At 53.6% G+C, this 18,445-nt stretch carries 11 protein-coding genes; 6 read left to right on the forward strand and 5 right to left on the reverse strand.

The window, feature by feature from the left end; genetic code table 11:
* Positions 1 to 29: 29 nt before the first annotated feature.
* The 3 genes from KGP17_RS13025 to KGP17_RS13035 form a co-directional block, all read right to left on the reverse strand.
* Positions 30 to 3,905 (reverse strand): DUF4132 domain-containing protein, encoded by a 3,876-nt coding sequence (locus KGP17_RS13025; protein ID WP_223499539.1) that lies wholly within the window; start codon positions 3,903 to 3,905, stop codon positions 30 to 32.
* Positions 3,906 to 4,127: 222 nt separating this feature from the next.
* Positions 4,128 to 4,706 carry a flavin reductase family protein gene (locus KGP17_RS13030; protein WP_115158981.1) on the reverse strand — a complete coding sequence of 193 codons (579 nt, stop codon included), beginning with the start codon at positions 4,704 to 4,706 and terminating at the stop codon, positions 4,128 to 4,130.
* Positions 4,707 to 4,806: 100 nt separating this feature from the next.
* The gene (locus KGP17_RS13035; protein WP_223499541.1) at positions 4,807 to 6,225 is read right to left on the reverse strand and encodes an MFS transporter; all 1,419 of its coding nucleotides are present in this window, start codon (positions 6,223 to 6,225) and stop codon (positions 4,807 to 4,809) included.
* 281 nt (positions 6,226 to 6,506) lie between these two features.
* On the opposite strand from KGP17_RS13035, the gene KGP17_RS13040 reads away from it, so the two are divergent.
* From KGP17_RS13040 to KGP17_RS13055, 4 genes are all read left to right on the forward strand, one after another.
* On the forward strand, positions 6,507 to 7,868 hold the full coding sequence (locus KGP17_RS13040; protein ID WP_223499543.1) for an MFS transporter: 1,362 nt from the start codon (positions 6,507 to 6,509) through the stop codon (positions 7,866 to 7,868).
* Between the two features lie 15 nt (positions 7,869 to 7,883).
* Complete coding sequence (locus KGP17_RS13045) at positions 7,884 to 10,238, forward strand: beta-glucosidase (protein ID WP_223499545.1); 2,355 nt, start codon at positions 7,884 to 7,886, stop codon at positions 10,236 to 10,238.
* Positions 10,239 to 10,465: 227 nt separating this feature from the next.
* Positions 10,466 to 11,440: an AraC family transcriptional regulator gene (locus KGP17_RS13050; protein ID WP_218519343.1), complete on the forward strand. Its 975-nt coding sequence runs from the start codon at positions 10,466 to 10,468 to the stop codon at positions 11,438 to 11,440.
* Positions 11,441 to 11,551: 111 nt separating this feature from the next.
* Positions 11,552 to 13,057 carry a Na+/H+ antiporter NhaC family protein gene (locus tag KGP17_RS13055; RefSeq protein ID WP_059200833.1) on the forward strand — a complete coding sequence of 502 codons (1,506 nt, stop codon included), beginning with the start codon at positions 11,552 to 11,554 and terminating at the stop codon, positions 13,055 to 13,057.
* On the opposite strand, the gene KGP17_RS13060 is transcribed toward KGP17_RS13055, so the two are convergent.
* Positions 13,019 to 13,987 (reverse strand): acyltransferase family protein, encoded by a 969-nt coding sequence (locus KGP17_RS13060; protein WP_223499548.1) that lies wholly within the window; start codon positions 13,985 to 13,987, stop codon positions 13,019 to 13,021. The genes KGP17_RS13055 and KGP17_RS13060 overlap by 39 nt on opposite strands.
* A gap of 566 nt (positions 13,988 to 14,553) precedes the next feature.
* On the opposite strand from KGP17_RS13060, the gene KGP17_RS13065 reads away from it, so the two are divergent.
* Together KGP17_RS13065 and arcA are read left to right on the forward strand one after the other, a co-directional pair.
* Entirely contained in the window at positions 14,554 to 16,083 is a 1,530-nt protein-coding gene (locus KGP17_RS13065) for an amino acid permease (protein WP_059200835.1), read from the forward strand.
* A gap of 15 nt (positions 16,084 to 16,098) precedes the next feature.
* The gene (gene arcA, locus KGP17_RS13070) at positions 16,099 to 17,373 is read left to right on the forward strand and encodes an arginine deiminase (protein WP_021177942.1); all 1,275 of its coding nucleotides are present in this window, start codon (positions 16,099 to 16,101) and stop codon (positions 17,371 to 17,373) included.
* Positions 17,374 to 17,462: 89 nt separating this feature from the next.
* Here arcA and KGP17_RS13075 read toward each other — a convergent pair whose 3' ends face one another.
* Positions 17,463 to 18,350, reverse strand: a complete 888-nt coding sequence (locus KGP17_RS13075) for a class A beta-lactamase FONA-12 (protein WP_209522946.1) — start codon at positions 18,348 to 18,350, stop codon at positions 17,463 to 17,465.
* Positions 18,351 to 18,445 lie beyond the last annotated feature (95 nt).

Here is an 18,445-nt window from a genome sequence, read left to right on the forward strand (position 1 = left end):
TCCCGACATGCGTCGGGATCAAGGCAAGCTTAGGCGCGCAGGGCTTCCATATCGCGGATCAGTTCGCTGATGACGATGTCATCCACAATAGTGAACGGTTTGCGTTCTTCGGTTCGCTGCCAGTAATACTGGCCGTCGTCGATCACCACCGTCTCCAGCGTCTGTTCAGGGTATTCATCGACCATGCCCACGATAATGCAGGGTTCAAAGGACAGGCTAAACCCTAACCGGCGATCGATGGGTTTGATAAAGTCCATGATCGCGCCGCCGTCCTGGGCATCGCCACGGCGCCAGCCTTTGTTAGCCAGCCCAAGAATACGACCAGTGGGGACTACGGCCCCTTTCCAGCGCAGCAGCTCACGGCTTTCCCGCTCTTGTTCGGTCAGGCTGTAAGTATCACGGCCTAACTGGACGAACGGTTGCAACAGCTCATAGTCGGCAAACAGCTGGCCGAAACCTGCCGCCTGGTGCTCAGGCAACTCCAACGCGTGCGGAATACCAATGCGCACGTTATCGCCCTGCGGCAAGGTGTATTCATCATCCTCTGCGGTGGTCAGGCTGCCGTCTTCGGCAACGCGGAAACAGTCCACCAATTTGCCGCCGTGTGTAGAATCATCGTCCACCAGATAGACGCCCCAAGCCAGGCGTTGCACCAAGTGGCGAACCAGCGGATGGCGCACCAAGAACAGTTCGAACAGCTCAGGTGTCCAGCGGCGACGCTGGCACATGGCAATTTCCAGGCGCACCACTTGCTGGGCGGCTACGGTGCGGGCATCTTTTTTCAGCAGCTTGAAGATGTTCACCGCTTCATTGGCCAGTTCCTGATTGTCGGTCTTTTTCGGCTTCGGCAGGTCTTTCAGGCGGGTGCCATCCATATCGCGCACGAACGGTTTCAGGGTTTCATCGAAGCTGACGGTAAACTGGCGATCGCCAAAGTTCAGCCGCAGCGAGCCGTTTTCATCCAGCCCTAAATCCGGCGCTAAACGATCCTCCAATTCCTCAATGGTTAACTCGCGGGCTTCGGCAATGGCCGCAATCTTTTCCCGCGCCCGATCCTGCAAGCCTTTAAATTTGACCTTCTGCGCGATACCGTTCAGCAGCATCAGCGCCACGTCGGAACCAATCTGATTCAGCACTTCCAGGCCGTTAACCGCCCGCTGGTGCTGAGCCTCTCCCGGCCAGGCACGAATAAACGGCGTGAGCTTGCGTGCGGTGTCATCGGTACCAAACAGGCCGAGAGACATAAAGGCCCAGCCCTCTTTTGACGGCGCTGCAGCAAATAACCATGCCGAGAACATATCCCAGGCAAAGTCCGCCAGTGAGTCTGGATCGCAAGCCTGTTTTACCTGATTGATCCCTTCATACAGCCCCTCACTGACCGGGAAGCGCAGCATGGTTCCCAAGTGTTCCAGCGCGCTGTCCGGTAAGGCTTTTTTACTCGTTTTCAGTAACGGACGACGCCAGCCAGCGGGTTGATAAAAGTCAGGAGATTTGCTGATTTTACTCGGGAAGCGATCGAGCGGATCTTCATCCAACATAGCGCGCAGTGCGTCGGTTACCTCTGGATCGCCGTAAGCCTCACCGGTCTGCATAATCAACGCTTCGTGCCCCTGCGTGGCCAGCATCCGTAACGCCGAGGTAGCACAATCTTTGGCTTCCCCTTTTTTGCCTAATGCCGCAGGGATCAGGCCGATAGCGCTATGGTGCGGATATTTACACAGCCACTGTTGGGCTTCGCTACGCAGCGTTTTCAGCTTGAGGTAGGCACGGGCAATCAGCGGGGCCAATTCGCTGGCGCCCACGTGACCCCAGACATTGGTCAGTTCTGTTGGGCGAGAGCGCACCGCGTTGATCAGGCCAGGTAGCGCCGCTTCACCAAATTTGGCCACCATATACTCCTCACCGCTACATTGGTGAGTAGATAAACTGCTCCATAACGCCAGTGCCATCTCATCGGGCAACAGAGAGGTAAAGCGCATACTAAAGTTTGACCAACTGGTTTGTTCAAGCTGAGCCTTCCAGGCATCGATCAGGCCCTGGGTATCGCGGTTTCTGATGGCAATGGCTGCCGTTTCGTTCTGGCTCTTTCTGTTACCTGATTGATAAATCTGGAAACCCAGCTCATTGGCCAGCGTGTTCATATTTTTTGCGGCAGCCTGATAGCGTTTTTCTTCCCAGCCATTCAGCGCTAACCACCGTTTTTTCTCTTCATCGGTTAAATCGAGTACCGGTGCCAGCACCTGTGGCTCAAGTACCAGGACTGCCGCTTCGCGTTTTTTCTTTTTCTGTAGCCAAGGCGGGCTGACCAGCACCAGGGGTAAATCAGCTTCATCGGCTAATTCAACCGGACCAGATACGCGGGCAATCAAATCTTGCACCTGGGCTTGCGCGGCCCCGCTCATCCAGGGAAGCAACTGGGCCACTTGCTCAGGATTGGCCAGCAGCAGATTGCTTAAGCAAGCGCTCAGCATGCCGCTGTCTTTATTGTTAGAGGCCAACAGCTCGGCAAGCGCCGGGATCGATGCCAACGGCCAGCGGTGCGCGGCGTCGATAAACCGCGCCAGAAACGCTTTACCCTGGCCGGAAACCTGTGCCAGCGCGGTAATTGCTGCTGGCGTACCAATACAGGCCAGAGCATCACCGGTAAGGGTAATTTCCGGCTGGTAGGCCAGGATCGGTACCGCGTTAACGCCGCGCTCTGCAATCAGCGTAGCGATACTAAATTCACAGTTAAGGAATGCAGCATGACGATAGGTAGAACGGCTCATTACGCCTAAAGACTTCAGGACAGACTCGTCGGTGGCGACCAATTGTAGCCATGGCGTGACGTCACTATCCCCTTGTTGGAGCAACTCACCGGCTAACCGGTTCGCGATATCTGGGCGTTCAGGCAGTAACAAGGCAATCAACGGCTGGCGGCTAACATGCAGCTGCGGCAAGCCCGCGAGCAGTTTATCCACGCAAATCTGCCATTCGGCCTCATCGGCACAAGCCAGGAACTTACGGAAATGCAACTCAGCGCAGCTATAAGGGGACATCCACGAACCGCTTAGCGGATCTACGATATCTGTATTGAGGTAGTAACTGTGCTTTTGCGCATCACTATCCCAGTTTGATTCAACACAGATCCCTTGCGCCAGTAACAGCACATCAATCGCGTACGGCAATCCCTTTCTGGCCACTAAAAAGTCGGTAATATCTGTCTTGTTATCGCCGTAATAACGGTTGCTACCGGCATTGCATGCCAGGGCAAACAACACCGCATCTGACTCAATGGTGCCGTCCATCTGCTGATCGGCCAACCGTTGCCAGCTTGCAACATAAGTCTGGCGCAACTCCGCAGACGAGGAGTCAAAGTCAGTCTGAAAATCGTCACTTTTATAGAGGTGGTTGCGAAGCTTGATCCAGCTCTGCTTATCGTTTAGCTCTGGCTTTTCGCCCGGATGGGCGCGGTTGGCCAATGCCTGAACGCTTAAATTCTTCGGTAAGGAAATCGGTTCACCATTGGCTAACCACGGTGGTGTTTCGCCCGCAGGTTTAGCGATGTCCGAAGAGGTCACGGATTGCGAGAGTATGGTGGCAGCAGAGACCGGAGGCGCACTTTCTGCTGGGGTATCGCTTATGGACTCAGCGCGGGGTTTTTCTGCTGGTTCGACCTTCGGTTTTGGCGCTGTGGCGCCAATCGTGGCGTTTTCATCAACGGCGATTTCAACGTAGCCTTTGCCGGTTTTTTCCTTCACCAGCTTGGTCATGGCAGCCGAGGCCTTGGCTTCGTTATCAAAACTCTTGGTCTGGCTTTGCCCTTGCGTACCAATCTTGCCCCAGCGCAGGTTTAAATCACTGTCCGACTGCTCGATTTGCCAAAATTTGTTTGATTTATCATCTTTGAATTCGAAATGACGCACCGCTGTCTCCCTGGGGATCAATTTTCCATAAAATAACGCGTGGGATTAAGTTATCAGATATTTAGGCTATGAATAGAGGGACCGCATGGAATTTGGGAAAAACGCCATGCGGTAAGATTGATGACAAAGCGATGCGCACACATGCTGCGCCCACGGCCCCTCTTAAAGATAACAGTGCAACTGTATCACCCGCTTAACCGTTGTTAATGCCTCACGCAATGGTCACTTCACCTTGGCCATCAGTGATTCACCGATGGCGTAAAACTGCCCACCGGCAACGTAGTGCAAACTGCGCAGCGCAGGTTCGGCTGAGTCAAAATGCCAGTGGCCATCTTTAAATACCCGCGTATCGGACCAGGCACCGGTCACTTCGCCAATAAACAGATCGTGGGCCTGCTGATTATGGGGCTCCGGGATCAGCCGACACGCCAGCCAGGCGGAGCATCCGGCCACAAAAGGCAGTGGCCGATCGTCAAAACTGAACAACTCGACGCCACAGTTTGCCAGTTTGTCGGGTTCGGTATGCAGGCTGCGGTTACCGACCTCATAGGTCAGCTGTAGCTGAGCCGCAGTGGGTATCTGGATCACAAAGCACCCACTTTGCTCGATCAGCTCACGGGTTTTGGTCATCTTGTCCAGCACAACCGTCAGCTTCGGCGGCGAGAAGTCCAGCGCACAGGCCCAGGCGGCGGCCATCACGTCAATAACACCGTCGTGGCCTGCGGATACCAACACCGTTGGGCCGTGATTAAGCAGGCGATAGGCCTTTTCCAAGGCCACGGTGGCAATAGGTTGGTTCATCATTTCTCTCTTAAAGTTAGGCTGGGCCAGATACATCATCGTAGCGCGGCCGCGAACCATTGTGAAAGAGATGTCGGTGGCAGTCGCATCGGTGACAACGTCACCCTTGTGTGACAGGCTGCCCTCTGTGATAAAACTGACTCCACAGCGCCATCAACAACCCGAGCCCCGCTAAAATGGCGGCCACCAGATAGGTGAGTTGTAAACCTACCGCGCTCCCTAACCGTATATCGCTAGTTGCCGAGGCCAAGGCGAATATGCCCCCCATGGCGGAAGCCCCGATGATAAAGCCAAGGTTGCGCGCCAGATTTAACAGACCAGAAGCGACCCCACGCCGCTCGATGCCAACCTGTTTGATCACCGCCGTGTTGTTGGCCGCCTGGAATAAGGCATAGCCTGCGGTGATCAGGCAGATCGGCGAGATATAGCCCAAAACGCCCTGCGTAGGTGACACCATCGATAAGGTTAATGCTCCCAGGCAAACTCCAAGTAATCCCAGGCTAATCATCCGCGGTGCCCCGAAGCGGTCGACCAGATATCCCGATGGCACACCTGCCAATGCGGCGATCAGCGGCCCGGCGGACATTACCAAGCCAACCTGCTGTGGCGCTAACCCTAGCCCGTGTGCAAGATAAAACGGCCCTACCACGAAGGACGTCATGATCACCGCACTCACCAGCATATTAGTTAGCAGGCCGCTGCTCAGGATTGGCTGACGCAGCAGGGCCAGTTGGACCAGCGGGCTTGCCACTTTTCTCTCAACCCAGACGAACGTGCTGGCCGCAACGGCGGTTCCCAGCAGCAGGCTATTGAGCGAGCCGAAATGGTCGTGCCCTAACGTCATGGCCAGCGAAAATAGCGCCAGCGTCAAACCGAGCAAGGCCATTCCAACGAAATCAAAGCTCCTCTGTTTTGTTACCTGCTGCGGATCGGTTTGCGGGAGATAGCGATAAACGCAAAATAGCGCAACGCCCCCCAGCGGCAGGTTGATCAGGAAAATTGACTGCCAGCCGAACCCGGCAATCAAAACGCCACCCAGCGTAGGGCCAAGCGCGGTCCCCACTGCGGACAAGGTGCCAAGCAACCCCATAGCCCGTCCGACCTTATCCTTGCTGATGGTTTCACCAACTAGCGCCAGGGTGATGGCCATCATCACTGCTCCCCCTAACCCTTGCGCAACGCGGGCCGCAATCAGCCACCAGATGGTCGGAGCGACAGCACAACCCAGCGAGGCGAGCATAAACAGGCCCAGTCCGGCCAGTAACAACTTGCGACGGCTGATGATATCCCCCAACCGCCCGACGCCCACAATTAGCGTGGTGATCGCCAGCAGATAGGCGATCACCACCCACTGCACATCTTGAAACGAAGCGCCGAACACCTGCGCTAATGTGGGTAGGCTGACGTTGGTGATGCTGCTGCCTAGCGAGGAAAGCAGCGTTGGCAAGGCCAGGCTGATTAGCCCGCCACGCAGGGCTGAGGGTGAAAGAGATAGGACGTTTGGTGCGTCGGTTTTCATGGTGGTTGGGCTCCTGAATAAATTTTCAGTCAGCCTAGGGCAAACCATGACATGGCGGAAGACGCAGGGTATGCAGTTTATAAGTGCACTAAACGCCATGTGTAAGAGCGTGCGTCCTACGATAGAACATGTTCGATTTAGCAATACCTGTGAGCATTCTCACAACTCCGTGACAAAGCCGGGGGCGAGCAAAAAATAGGAACTGTATAAACAACCGCTGGCAAGCCACTCTTGGCGCTCTCGGTATACTCAAGGCGAATCAACCTGAGTGAGTAAGTAAAATGAAAACAACAGAAATCGTCTCAGACAGTTATGTGAAGGTCGGCGTACGGGAAAAGATGGGCTATGGCTTCGGCGATCTGGCCTCTAACCTGTCGTTTGGCTTTGTCTCCCTGTTCTTACTGTTTTTTTATACCAATATTTACGGCATCAGCGCGGTACAGGCGAGCCTGATCTTTGTGATCGCCCGTGTACTGGATGCGATTTTTAATATTTTTGTCGGTTACTTTATTGATAAAACCCAAACCCGGCACGGCAAGCTGCGCCCTTACCTGCTGTACGGCGCGGTGCCCTTGGGGATCTTGACGGTCCTGTGTTTCAGCACCTTCGACAGTGACTATAAATTTTATTACGCGCTGATCACCTACACCCTCTATTGCCTGGCCTACACGGCGGTCAACACGCCCTATTCGGCCATGACCAATATGCTGACTCAGCACGAAGGCTCGCGGGCTTCGCTGTCGGTTTACCGCTTTGTGTTGGCCATCGTGGGTTACTTGATTGTCTCGACCACTGCCGACATGCTGATTTCACAGTTTACCGATCAGAAGATGGGCTATGTGTTTGCCGTCAGCTGCTTTAGCCTGTTGGCCACCTTTTTCTTCCTGGCCTGCTTTGGCATGACCAAAGAGCGGGTGAAAAGCCTGCCAGATCAACAGGCTCCCACGCTTAAAGAGATGATCACCGCCGTTTCCGGCAACCTGCCGTTAATCCATCTTTCCCTGTTCACGGTGTTTTTCTATATCGCCTATACGGTATGGATGGCCATTGCGATCTACTTCATCAAATACACCCTGGGGGATGAAAGCTTTACCGCCAAATTCTTCATCATCCAATCTGCGGCCTATGTGGTGGGGACGGTGATTTCAGAAAAAATCATCAGCCTGATGGGCAAAAAGAAAATGGTCCAGTTGGGGCTGCTGATCGGGATTGTCGGCTTGCTGTTCCAATACTTCCTGGCAGGAGATAACGCCTACCTGATTATGACCGGCGTGTGCCTGTACAGCATTACTCTGGGGATGGGCTTTGTCGCGATGTGGTCGATGATTGCCGATACCGTGGAGTACGCCGAATGGAAACACGGCGTACGTACCGAAGGGGCAATTTATGGCTTCTTTAATTTCATCACCAAAATTGCCATGGCGATTGGCGGCGGTTGTGCTGGCTTGATGCTCGATTACTTTGACTATTCGTCCGAGCATATCAGCGCCAACGCGCTCAACGGCATCAATATGATGATGACGCTGTTCCCCGGCCTGATGTTTGCCCTGGGTATGCTGTTTATCTTCTTCTACCAGTTGGATGAGCACACCTACCGAAATATCATCAAAGACATTGAATTGCGCAAAGCTAGCGCGCAGTAACCAGCAGGTATCCCTATGAAAAAAGATTTCCACGCCATCATTGCCGCCATGACTGCCGAAGAGAAAGTGGCGCTGCTCAGCGGTAGCGGTTTGTGGCGCACAGCCAGTTTCCCGCAGCATGGCATTAGCGACATTGTGATGACGGATGGCACCTACGGCGTCCGTTACAGCACCAGCCAGATCGAACAAGGGGAAAATTGGCATATTAGCGATTTTCTCGCCGTGATTGGGCAAAGCGCAGGCGAGGTAGAGCAGGAAGAACAAAAAGGTGGCTCTGAGGCGCTGTTCAGCAAATCCAAACCGGCTACCTGCTTCCCGAATGGTTCTACTCTGGCCTGTAGCTGGGACGTGGACCTGGTGTACCAAATGGGCGAGGCGTTGGCCAAAGAGTGCCAGGAGATGGGCGTCGGTATTTTGCTTGGCCCGGGTATCAATATTCGCCGCACGCCTTTGGCAGGCCGTGGCTATGAATATTACTCGGAAGATCCGGTGGTCAGCGGTGACGTGGCCGCAGCCCTGATCAACGGGCTGCAGGACGGTGGCGTGGGTGCCAGCCTGAAGCACTTTGCCGCCAACAACTCGGAATATCGCCGCACCGAGATGGATTCGGTGGTGGAAGAACGGGCGCTGCGGGAGATTTACCTCTCGGGATTCAAGCGGGCAATCGACAAATCCAACCCCTGGACGGTGATGTCGTCCTATAACCGGCTCAATGGCGTGCAAACCTCGCAACATCACTGGCTGCTAACCGAGGTGCTGCGCAATGAGTGGCGTTATGATGGGCTGGTGATGTCCGACTGGTACGGCATCAAAGACCGGCCCGCTTCTTTGCTGGCGGGTAACGATTTGGCCATGCCGGAAACCCAGCGTGATAAACAGGAGCTGTTGCAAGCGATCGAACGCGGAGAGATCCCTACAGAGATTCTCGATACAGCCTGCTTGCGGATGTTAACCCTGCTCGACAAGGTGCAGCGCCACCGCAAGCCGGGCACCAAGGCCGATTACCCGCAACATCATCGCTTGGCACAACAGTTGGCTGTCGAATCGATGGTGTTATTGAAAAACGAAGGGAATATCCTGCCGCTGCAAGCCGGCAAGAAAACCACCATCGCCGTATTGGGTAAACCGGCGCAGGAGCCGGTGATCCAGGGCTCGGGCTGTGCTACCACCGTGCCTTACATGCTCGATCGTCCGCTGGATGAAATTTTCGAGGTGGCTGGTAACGACTTCCAGATCGATTATGCCATCGGCACACCCGATGATAATCACGTCGACCCGCAAGCGCAGGCACATGCGGTTGAGCTAGCCAGCAAGGCGGACGTTGCCGTGGTGTTCGTCAGCACTGCCATTGGCGAAGATGGCGAAAACGGCGATCGCCGGGATCTGAATATCTTGCCTAGCCATGAAGCGCTGATCCGTGCGGTAGCCAAACGGCAGCCTAATGTGGTGGTCGTTTTGGCTAACAGCGATGCGGTGGTGATGCCTTGGCTATCAGACTGCAAAGCCCTGCTGGAGACCTTCTTTGCGGGCCAGGGCATGGGCCGTGCGGTGGCGGATATTCTATTTGGCCGGGCCAACCCCTGTGGCAAGCTGACGGTTACGGTGCCTAACACTCTGGAAGAAACTCCGGCCTGGCTCGATTACCCAGGTGAAAACCTGCGCCATCACTACAGCGAAGGGCTGTATGTCGGATATCGCTACTACGACCGACGTAAGCTGACGCCGCAGTTCCCATTCGGTTTTGGCCTGAGCTATAGCCAGTTTAGCTATGCCAAGCTGGCGACTTCGGTCACGGAACTTGAGGAGGGGCAGCCCTTAACCGTCAGCGTTGAGGTGACCAACCGTGGCGATCGGGCCGGTAAAGAGATCGTACAGCTTTACCTGACTGCACCGCAGGGAGATCTGGCACGTGAAGTCCTGGCGTTGAAAGCCTTTGCCAAAGTGCACCTTGAGGCGGGTGAAAGCAAAATGGTGACTATGACGCTCGAATGGCCGGACTTTGCCTGTTTCCATCCAGGCATGGCCGCTTGGGTGGTCGATCCTGGCGAGTACCAGCTTCACGTAGCGCGTTCTTCGCGGGATATTGCACTGAGCACGGTGGTCAAGCTGTGCGCCAAGCCCTATTATTTACCGCTAAAGGTGGATAATTCGTTGCAACAGCTGATCGCTACCCCGCCGGCTTTTGACCGCGTGGTGAAGTTATTGGTCAGCAAAAACGGCATGCCGGAGGCGCTGATGCGCGAAAAGCTCATCGCGATTGCTCCGGATCTGTTCTGCGGCCTGTTTATCGCCCTGACGGAGTTCCTGGCTATTGCTATTACTCAGCAGGAGTTGGAGGCTGTATTAGCGGAGCCTGCTGGGAGCCATTGAGCCGCCAGCCCCTCACCCCAACCCTCTCCCACAGGGAGAGGGAGCTGGTACGGTGATGTAATTTGGTTAAGAGCGATAGGTATGAGGTGTTGGTTCGATGCAAAGGTTGAACACAGGGATCACACGGTGGCACGGGCTGTCCCCTCTCCTTGGGGAGAGGGTTAGGGTGAGGGAGAAAGATCCCACCCCCGTATTTTCATCACCAGCCTCTGGGGATAAATAAGCCGATGTTTCCTTTCTCTGTCACCCGGCAACCCAAGCCGCAATCCCATCCGCAGGCGCAAGCAGCGATCCATGAGGGCAGCGGCTATGAACTGATCTCGTTTGACGCCGAAAAGCTCAACGTTTTCGCCGCCGAGGTTTACTACTGCGAACCCCATTGGCACTCTGCCCCTGAGCTGATCTGCATCTTGTCCGGCGAGTTTTCCGTGACCCTAGGCCATGCCACCTCGGTAGCCAGTGCGGGCAGCATGTTGTATATCAACCCGGATGAAATTCATTCTCTTGAAGCTCGCGCCCCAAACAGCCAACTGCTGACCATCCAGTTTTCCCCCCATCTGTTTGATGAAACCCATCCGGCCCCGCTGATATTTAATCAGGGCGACCGCGCAACAGAGCGGCAAATTAGCAATGCCGTGATCGCCCTGCTCGATAACCTGGTCACCGCACCCCCCTCGTTTACCCGCATTGCCCTGGTTTATCATCTGTTGGGCACGCTTGCCGCCGCAGCGCCAAACCAGGCAGATCAACAGCAGGTTGGCGTCAGGAAAAAAGACCAACAGTTGGTCAAATACGGTATTGAGTTTATCAACCAGCATTTTGACGATGAGCTCAACCTGGCCACCATTGCCGAGCACGCTGGCGTCAGCTACCACCACTTTTCCCGTATCTTCAAAAAGATCAGCGGCTACAATTTTAAAGAATATCTGACCATGATCAGAATTAATAAGGCCAAACTGCTGCTGAAAGACACCAATATCCCGATCACCGACATCAGCTACACCTGCGGTTTCAGCGGCCATAAACAGCTGATTTTTGCCTTTAACAAATATTGCCGCATGACGCCAACCGAGTTCCGAAAAAGCTACCTTACCGCCATCAATTCGGCGGCAGAGCTGCAGATCATGACCGATTTCCGCTGCCTGCCACTGGATCGGCAGATCGTTGCACGTTTACAAAGCTTCAACGCTGACCCGCAATAATTAAAATAATCATTGCCCTATGCCGCCCATGGCTATACTTACCGCAGTAGCTACCGCAGGTATCGCCGTTGCCTGAACTCTCCTGTCTTAACTGTCTGTGGAGCCGTGCCCATGAGCAAATCAGCTAAAACTCCCCGCCCTGTTAAAGCCCCAAGCTATCTGGATGCTCTACTGCCGATAGTGACGTTGATTTTGCTGGTCGGATCTTCCGTTGCTCTGTTTGGACTTGAAGCCGTCAACGGTCCTTTGCAGGTGGCCATCATCCTAAGCACCATGATCACCGCTATGGTCATCCTGAAGAATGGCCATAGCTGGGAGGAGGTTTCCGAGTCTGGCCGCAAAGGCATTGCCACCATCTCGGGGGCCATTTTTATCCTGTTTTCCGTTGGGGCGCTGATTGGCACCTGGAACATGTCCGGCACCATTCCTACCATGGTGTATTACGGCATTATCATGATCACCCCCAACTGGTTCTACCCGATAGCCTTTTTGGTCTGCGTTGGCGTCTCTTTAAGTATTGGCAGCTCCTGGACCACGGCGGGCACCTTGGGAGTCGGGTTGGTTGGGCTGGCCAATATGCTGGGGATATCACCAGAAATTACTGCTGGTGCCGTAATTTCCGGGGCTTACGTGGGTGACAAGATCTCGCCGCTGTCTGAAAGTACCGTATTGGCCGCTCAACTCAACGGCGTCGAATTGTATAAACATATTCGCGCCCAGCTTTGGACCACCATTCCGGCGGCGGTCATTGCCCTGATCGGTTTTATTCTGTTAGGGCTAAATCAGCACAGTGCCTTTGATGCCACCATCACCAACAACGAACTGACCCGTTTTAACGAACTATTCCACATCACCCCGTGGAACCTGTTGCCGCTGGTTTTCCTGTTGGCATTATCGGTAGCCAAGGTGCCCGCCCCGTTAGCCATCATGTGCTCGGCCTTGATGGCGGGGATCATGACGTCCTTTATGCAACCGCAGGTGATCGAACGCTTTATTGTCGAACCCGGTCTTGCCAGCCCGCTGTTGGCCATCAAGGCGGCCTGGCTGGCGATGGCGACCGGCTTCCAGGAGAACTCAGGTATAGAACAGATTGATGCCCTGCTGTCACGCGGCGGTATGGACAGCATGTTGTTTACGATCTGGCTGATTATCGGCGCGGTGACGTTTGGTATTATGGTGGATGACTTCGGCCTGCTGAACAAACTGGTTACGCCGCTGCTGCTGCGGGCCAAAACCGTGGGCAAGCTGTTTACCTCGGTGGTTGCTACCGCGATTGGGCTGAATATTGCCGCGGGCGATCAGTATATTGCGCTGCTGCTACCTACCCGGCTGTACCGTGCCGAATTTGCCAAGCGGGGGCTGGCGCCTGAGAACCTGTCGCGCATCGTTTCGGATGCCGGGATTGTCACCTCACCGCTGATCCCCTGGAACTCCTGCGGCGCTTATATGGCTGCGGTACTGGGTGTCTCGACCATGGCCTACATGCCGTTTGCCATCTTTAATATCGCCGCACCGCTGATCACTCTGGCACTAGGCATCACCGGCTTTAATATTCGCCATATCCCGGTGGCTGCCCCGTCAGAAGGAGATAATCCGAGCCGTAAAGCGGTTGAGTAAAAACAACCGTGAAACCAATACCGAGGCCACAAAAACCAGGACCAGTAAGGTGAATTTAAGCGTGGCGTCATTGAAGTCATACAGCGTAGTAATGAAATAGAACACACTGTAGTGAACGATATAGACGCCCACCATCGCCGGGCTGATAAACTCCACAACGCGGGTAAGCAATCGGCTCTTGATGGCGATATTATCAAACAGGATAAACAGCGCCAGGCTCATGCCCAACAGGTGCAAGTGCTCCAATACAAACCAGCCGGCGACGCTGATCTGGGTATGGGTTGATAGGTAAAGTTCGTAGAAATACATGGAGATACCGATGGGGATCACCAGCAGCCTGGCGGCCCACTGCACGCTGGGTTTTTTGGTGAACCTGCGACCCGGTGCTTCCCCCAGCACATGGCCAATAATGTAGTAGCCGCCCCAGACCCAAATAAACGAATAACTGGAGATAAACAGCGGGTCATCTTGGGTATCCAACGGGCTGAAAATGTCCAACAGGGCAATAACGGCAACCAGCCCGGCAAACACGGCCGCAGTGATTTTCAAATGTTTAATACCCTTAAGGATGATGGGGTAAATTAAATAGATGACCCCCATGTTGAGTAATATGCCATTTTGTAGAATATATCCCTGATGAATGTATTGGGTTTTGATCAAGGATGAAACAATGTTCCAGAAAATCATGATCAGGATAATGGATTTTATTTTCACCATGATTTCTTGCCTGGTGAGTTTCTCCACCTCATCCATATAACCGATAATGATAAAAAACAACGGCTTGGCGATAATAGATACAAAGTACAATATGCCCATGGTATTCGCATGGAGGAAACACTCGAAGGCACACATTTGGCTGGTCGAGAAGAAGGTGACGGCGGCAAAACAACTTAAACTCTTTAATGCCTGCTGGCTGACACTGTTGATCATGGTTTTCCATCCATCACCGGGTTGACGTGACACACCCTACTGTTTTTTATAAAAATAATCTTAGTACATTAACACTCACTGCACAACGCGCATCTTTAACCATGATCCGAATGACTACTCATATCATAGGAGTTTTCCTAGAATCCGATAGACAGGTTTTGATATATTAACTATTTTTATACAACCTGCATTTTTATGCTTGAAACACATTGAACCCCCAAGCCAGTAACAACCCGTTACTTTTTATCATGTGATTGATTTTATTTAAAAAAATCACAAATATAATTATATCTGCAAGTTACAACCCGCCAAAATAAAGCATTATCATTAATTTCATTAGCTTTAAAGGATTGTTAATCAAGAATATTCTCGTAATTGGTTTTTTATTCCGTCAGGCGACAGCATTTCACCTGCAATCGGAATCAACAGTGCTGATGTTGAAGAAAAAAGTTATTTGCGACAGGAAAATTTGCCGGTTATGACTATGATTTAATCGTAAGTCGGTTGGTAACGTTATCCTTTAATTACGCAATACTTTATTTGACTTGGTGTCAGTAAGGAAAACCATGACGAGCTCATCAACGAATAAACTGTCCCTATGGTCACTCACCGCACTGGTAGTGGGCTCCATGATAGGGGCCGGTATATTTTCTTTACCGGCCACCTTTGGACGCGCTACAGGAGGGTTTGGTGCCATTATAGCCTGGTGTATTGCGGGCGGCGGGATGTTAATGCTGGCCTTTGTGTTTCAAACGCTGGCGCAACGTAAACCCGAACTCGATTCCGGCGTGTTTATCTACGCCAAAGCCGGATTCGGTGATTATCTAGGATTTGCCTCTGCACTTGGCTTCTGGGCCGGGACCTGTATTGGTAACGTCTCTTACTTTGTGCTGATCAAATCTACCCTGGGGGCCTTCTTCCCGATATTTGGCGACGGCAATACTATTCCCGCGGTGTTGTTTGCCTCGGTCATTCTTTGGGGATTCCACATTCTGGTACTGCGCGGGGTTAAAAGCGCTGCGGCGATCAACACCATTGCCACCATCGCCAAAATCCTGCCGATCCTCATCTTTATCATTGTGCTGATCTTTGCCTTCAAAAGTGACGTGTTTGCACTCAACTTCTGGGGAACACCAGAGACCGCAGCCTCTGCAGCCTCTTTGGCAAGCGTGGGCGATCTCTCTCACCTTAACGACTACGGCTATGTAGGTCATGCCGCCGCCGCCATCGTCCCGACCGCGGAACCCGAATCCCTGTTCAGCCAGGTGCGCAGCACCATGTTGGTAACGGTATTCGTCTTCCTCGGGATTGAAGGTGCCAGCGTCTATTCCCGCTATGCCAAAGAACGCAGTCACGTGGGGATTGCCACGGTGCTGGGGTTCATCGGGGTGCTGTGCCTGTTGGTGCTGATCACTATGCTGTCTTACGGCGTGCTGCTCCGTCCCGATCTGGCCGCATTACGCCAACCTTCAATGGCGGGCGTGTTGGAAGCTATCGTTGGGCGCTGGGGGGCAATCTTCATCAGCGTGGGCCTGATTGTTTCGGTACTGGGCGCTTATCTCTCCTGGTCTTTGCTGGCGGCAGAAGTGCTGTTTTCCGCCGCGAAAAGCAAGAGTATGCCGAAAGTGTTCGCTACCGAAAACAGCAATGCGGTGCCCTCTTCTGCCGTCTGGCTGACCAACATCACCATTCAAGTGTTCTTAATCCTGACGCTGTTTAGTGATTACGCCTTCCAACTGGCGCTCGAACTGACCAGTTCCCTGACGCTGATCCCGTACCTGTTGGTGGGTGCCTATGGGCTGAAGCTGGCCATGACCGGCGAAACCTACGAAACCGACAAACGCGATCATAAAAAGGATCTGATCTTCGCGCTGATCGCCACCTTCTACGCACTGCTGATGCTGTACGCCGGTGGTATGAAGTATCTGCTGCTCTCCGCCATCATCTATGGCCCAGGCACGCTGCTATACATTATGGCCAAACGTGAACAGCACGCCAAAGTGTTCACCCCGGCCGAGATGGGGCTCTTTGTAATCGTTATGGTCGCCGCCGTTGCTGCAATCTACAGCATTGCCACTGGCGTTATCACAATCTGATCGAGGCAAGTCATTATGTCGACTAAAAAAAAGACGCAGTCCAAGTTTGGTGTTCATTCAGAAGTAGGGAAATTACATAAAGTCATGGTCTGCGCCCCTGGCAAGGCGCATAACCGGCTAACGCCGAGTAATTGTGATGAGCTGTTGTTTGATGACGTGCTGTGGGTTGAGCGCGCCAAGCGTGACCATTTTGACTTCATGACCAAGATGCGTGAACACGGCGTGGACGTGGTGGAAATGCACAACCTGCTGGCTGAAACCCTGGCGCTGCCCGAAGCCAGAAAGTGGATCCTGGATCAGCAGATTGTGCCTAATGAAGTGTCACTGGGGATCTTGAATGAAACCCGCAGCTTCCTTGATGGCCTGGCACCACGGGCGTTGGCGGAGGTGCTGATCGGTGGCCTTTCCACTACCGAGCTGGCCAAAGAAGGCTATGCCGACCACGAAGAGCTGAAACTGATCCGCGAAGCGGTAGGCATTACCGAATACCTGCTGCCACCGCTGCCGAATACTTTATATACCCGTGATACCACCTGTTGGATCTACGGCGGCGTGACCTTGAACCCGCTGTATTGGCCTGCCCGTCACGAAGAAACCATTCTGACCACGGCGATCTACAAGTTCCACCCAGACTTTGGCGAAGCCAATGTTAACGTCTGGTGGGGGGACCCAACGGTGCACCACGGTACCGCCACGCTCGAAGGTGGGGACGTGATGCCGATCGGCAACAAAACGGTGCTGATTGGGATGAGTGAGCGTACTTCGCATCAGGCGATCACCCAGCTGGCCGCCGCGCTGTTTGCCAACAAACATTCCGGCGTTGAACGAGTGATGATTGCCGCCATGCCGAAACTGCGTGCCGCCATGCACCTGGATACGGTCTTTACCTTCTGCGACCGCGATGTAGTGACGCTCTACCCGGCTATCGTCAATCAGATCAAAACCTTCTCGCTGCGCCCGGATTCTGGCCCAACCGGCATGAAGCTGAGCCGCGATAAAGGCACCTTTGTTGAAGCCATTGCCGGAGCACTGAACCTGAAAAAACTGCGGGTGGTGGAAACCGAAGGCAACGACTACGACACCGAACGCCAACAGTGGGACAGCGGCAACAACATGGTGGCGCTCTCTCCTGGGGTGGTGCTGGCTTACGACCGTAATACCAAAACCAATACCCAACTGCGTAAAGAAGGGGTTGAGGTGATTGAGATTGTCGGTAGTGAGCTGGGCCGTGGCCGTGGCGGCGGCCACTGTATGACCTGCCCGATTATCCGCGATGCCATTGATTACTAATCGCCAGGCGTGATCGGAAAAGGCCGGATTTTCCGGCCTTTTTTATGCTGAAAAAATCACTGCGCATCTACGCGATGAATATCCCCGATTCAAAGTCCTGCGGTGACAATTTTAGCAGCCGCAGCCAACACGTCTTTGCGGGCTTCGGCATTCTGCTGTGGCTGCGTGAAATAGGTCACCAACACCAACGGTGCGTGGTTAGCTGGCCAAATAACGGCGATATCGTTAGTGGTACCGTAATCACCGCTGCCGGTTTTATCACCGACCACCCACGTGGTTGGCAGACCTGCGCGAATGCTGGCTCCGCCGGTAGTATTCCCCTTCATCCATTCAACCAGTTGGGCACGCTGTGGTTCAGCAAGCGCTTTGCCCAAGGTCAGGTTTTGCAGGCTTTTTGCCATCGCCTGCGGCGAGGTGGTGTCACGCTTATCACCCGGGATGGCGGTATTTAAAGTGGGTTCGGTACGATCGAGACGGAAGGTTTTATCGCCGATAGTACGCGCAAATTCTGTCACTTTTGCCGGGCCGCCAAGATGCTCAAGGATCTTGTTCATCGCCGTGTTGTCACTGTACTGGATAGTGGCGGCGCTGAACTCGGCCAGGGTCATCCCGGTATCCAGGTGTTTTTCGGCGATCGGGTTGTAGTTGACCAGATCGGATTGTTTGATCTCCATCCGCTTAGCCAAAAGATTTTTATCCGTCTCGCTCTGTTTTAACAACGCCGACACTGCCATCACCTTGCTGGTGCTGCACATGGGAAAACGTTCATCCCCACGATACAGGATCTGCGAATTATCGGCGGTATCGATCAGCGCCACGCCCAGGCGGCCACCGGAGTTTTTCTCCAGTTCAGACAGTTGCTGCTGAATATTGGCCTTGGCATTAGCGGGTTGCGCCCATAATGGTGCGCTACCGAACAGCAACGGCATAACCGTAGCGACCATCAGGGTGGTTTGACGTAATGTATTTCTAACCATGTTTTGCCTCACATAAAATGGATTAACGCAGCGGAGTTCTTTTCAGATGGCGGGAAATATCCTCTGTTAGGCCGTTATTGACAAGCGACAAGAAT

This window comes from Serratia sp. JSRIV001 (assembly GCF_019968745.1).
GTDB classification, from domain to species: Bacteria; Pseudomonadota; Gammaproteobacteria; order Enterobacterales; family Enterobacteriaceae; genus Chania; species Chania fonticola_B.

Coding starts and splice junctions, on each gene's coding strand:
- KGP17_RS13030 (WP_115158981.1), bottom strand. CDS start 4,706: ATGAACCAACCTATTGCCACCGTGGCCTTGGAAAAGGCCTATCGCCTG.
- KGP17_RS13035 (WP_223499541.1), bottom strand. CDS start 6,225: ATGAAAACCGACGCACCAAACGTCCTATCTCTTTCACCCTCAGCCCTG.
- KGP17_RS13040 (WP_223499543.1), top strand. CDS start 6,507: ATGAAAACAACAGAAATCGTCTCAGACAGTTATGTGAAGGTCGGCGTA.
- KGP17_RS13045 (WP_223499545.1), top strand. CDS start 7,884: ATGAAAAAAGATTTCCACGCCATCATTGCCGCCATGACTGCCGAAGAG.
- KGP17_RS13050 (WP_218519343.1), top strand. CDS start 10,466: ATGTTTCCTTTCTCTGTCACCCGGCAACCCAAGCCGCAATCCCATCCG.
- KGP17_RS13055 (WP_059200833.1), top strand. CDS start 11,552: ATGAGCAAATCAGCTAAAACTCCCCGCCCTGTTAAAGCCCCAAGCTAT.
- KGP17_RS13060 (WP_223499548.1), bottom strand. CDS start 13,987: ATGATCAACAGTGTCAGCCAGCAGGCATTAAAGAGTTTAAGTTGTTTT.
- KGP17_RS13065 (WP_059200835.1), top strand. CDS start 14,554: ATGACGAGCTCATCAACGAATAAACTGTCCCTATGGTCACTCACCGCA.
- arcA (WP_021177942.1), top strand. CDS start 16,099: ATGTCGACTAAAAAAAAGACGCAGTCCAAGTTTGGTGTTCATTCAGAA.
- KGP17_RS13075 (WP_209522946.1), bottom strand. CDS start 18,350: ATGGTTAGAAATACATTACGTCAAACCACCCTGATGGTCGCTACGGTT.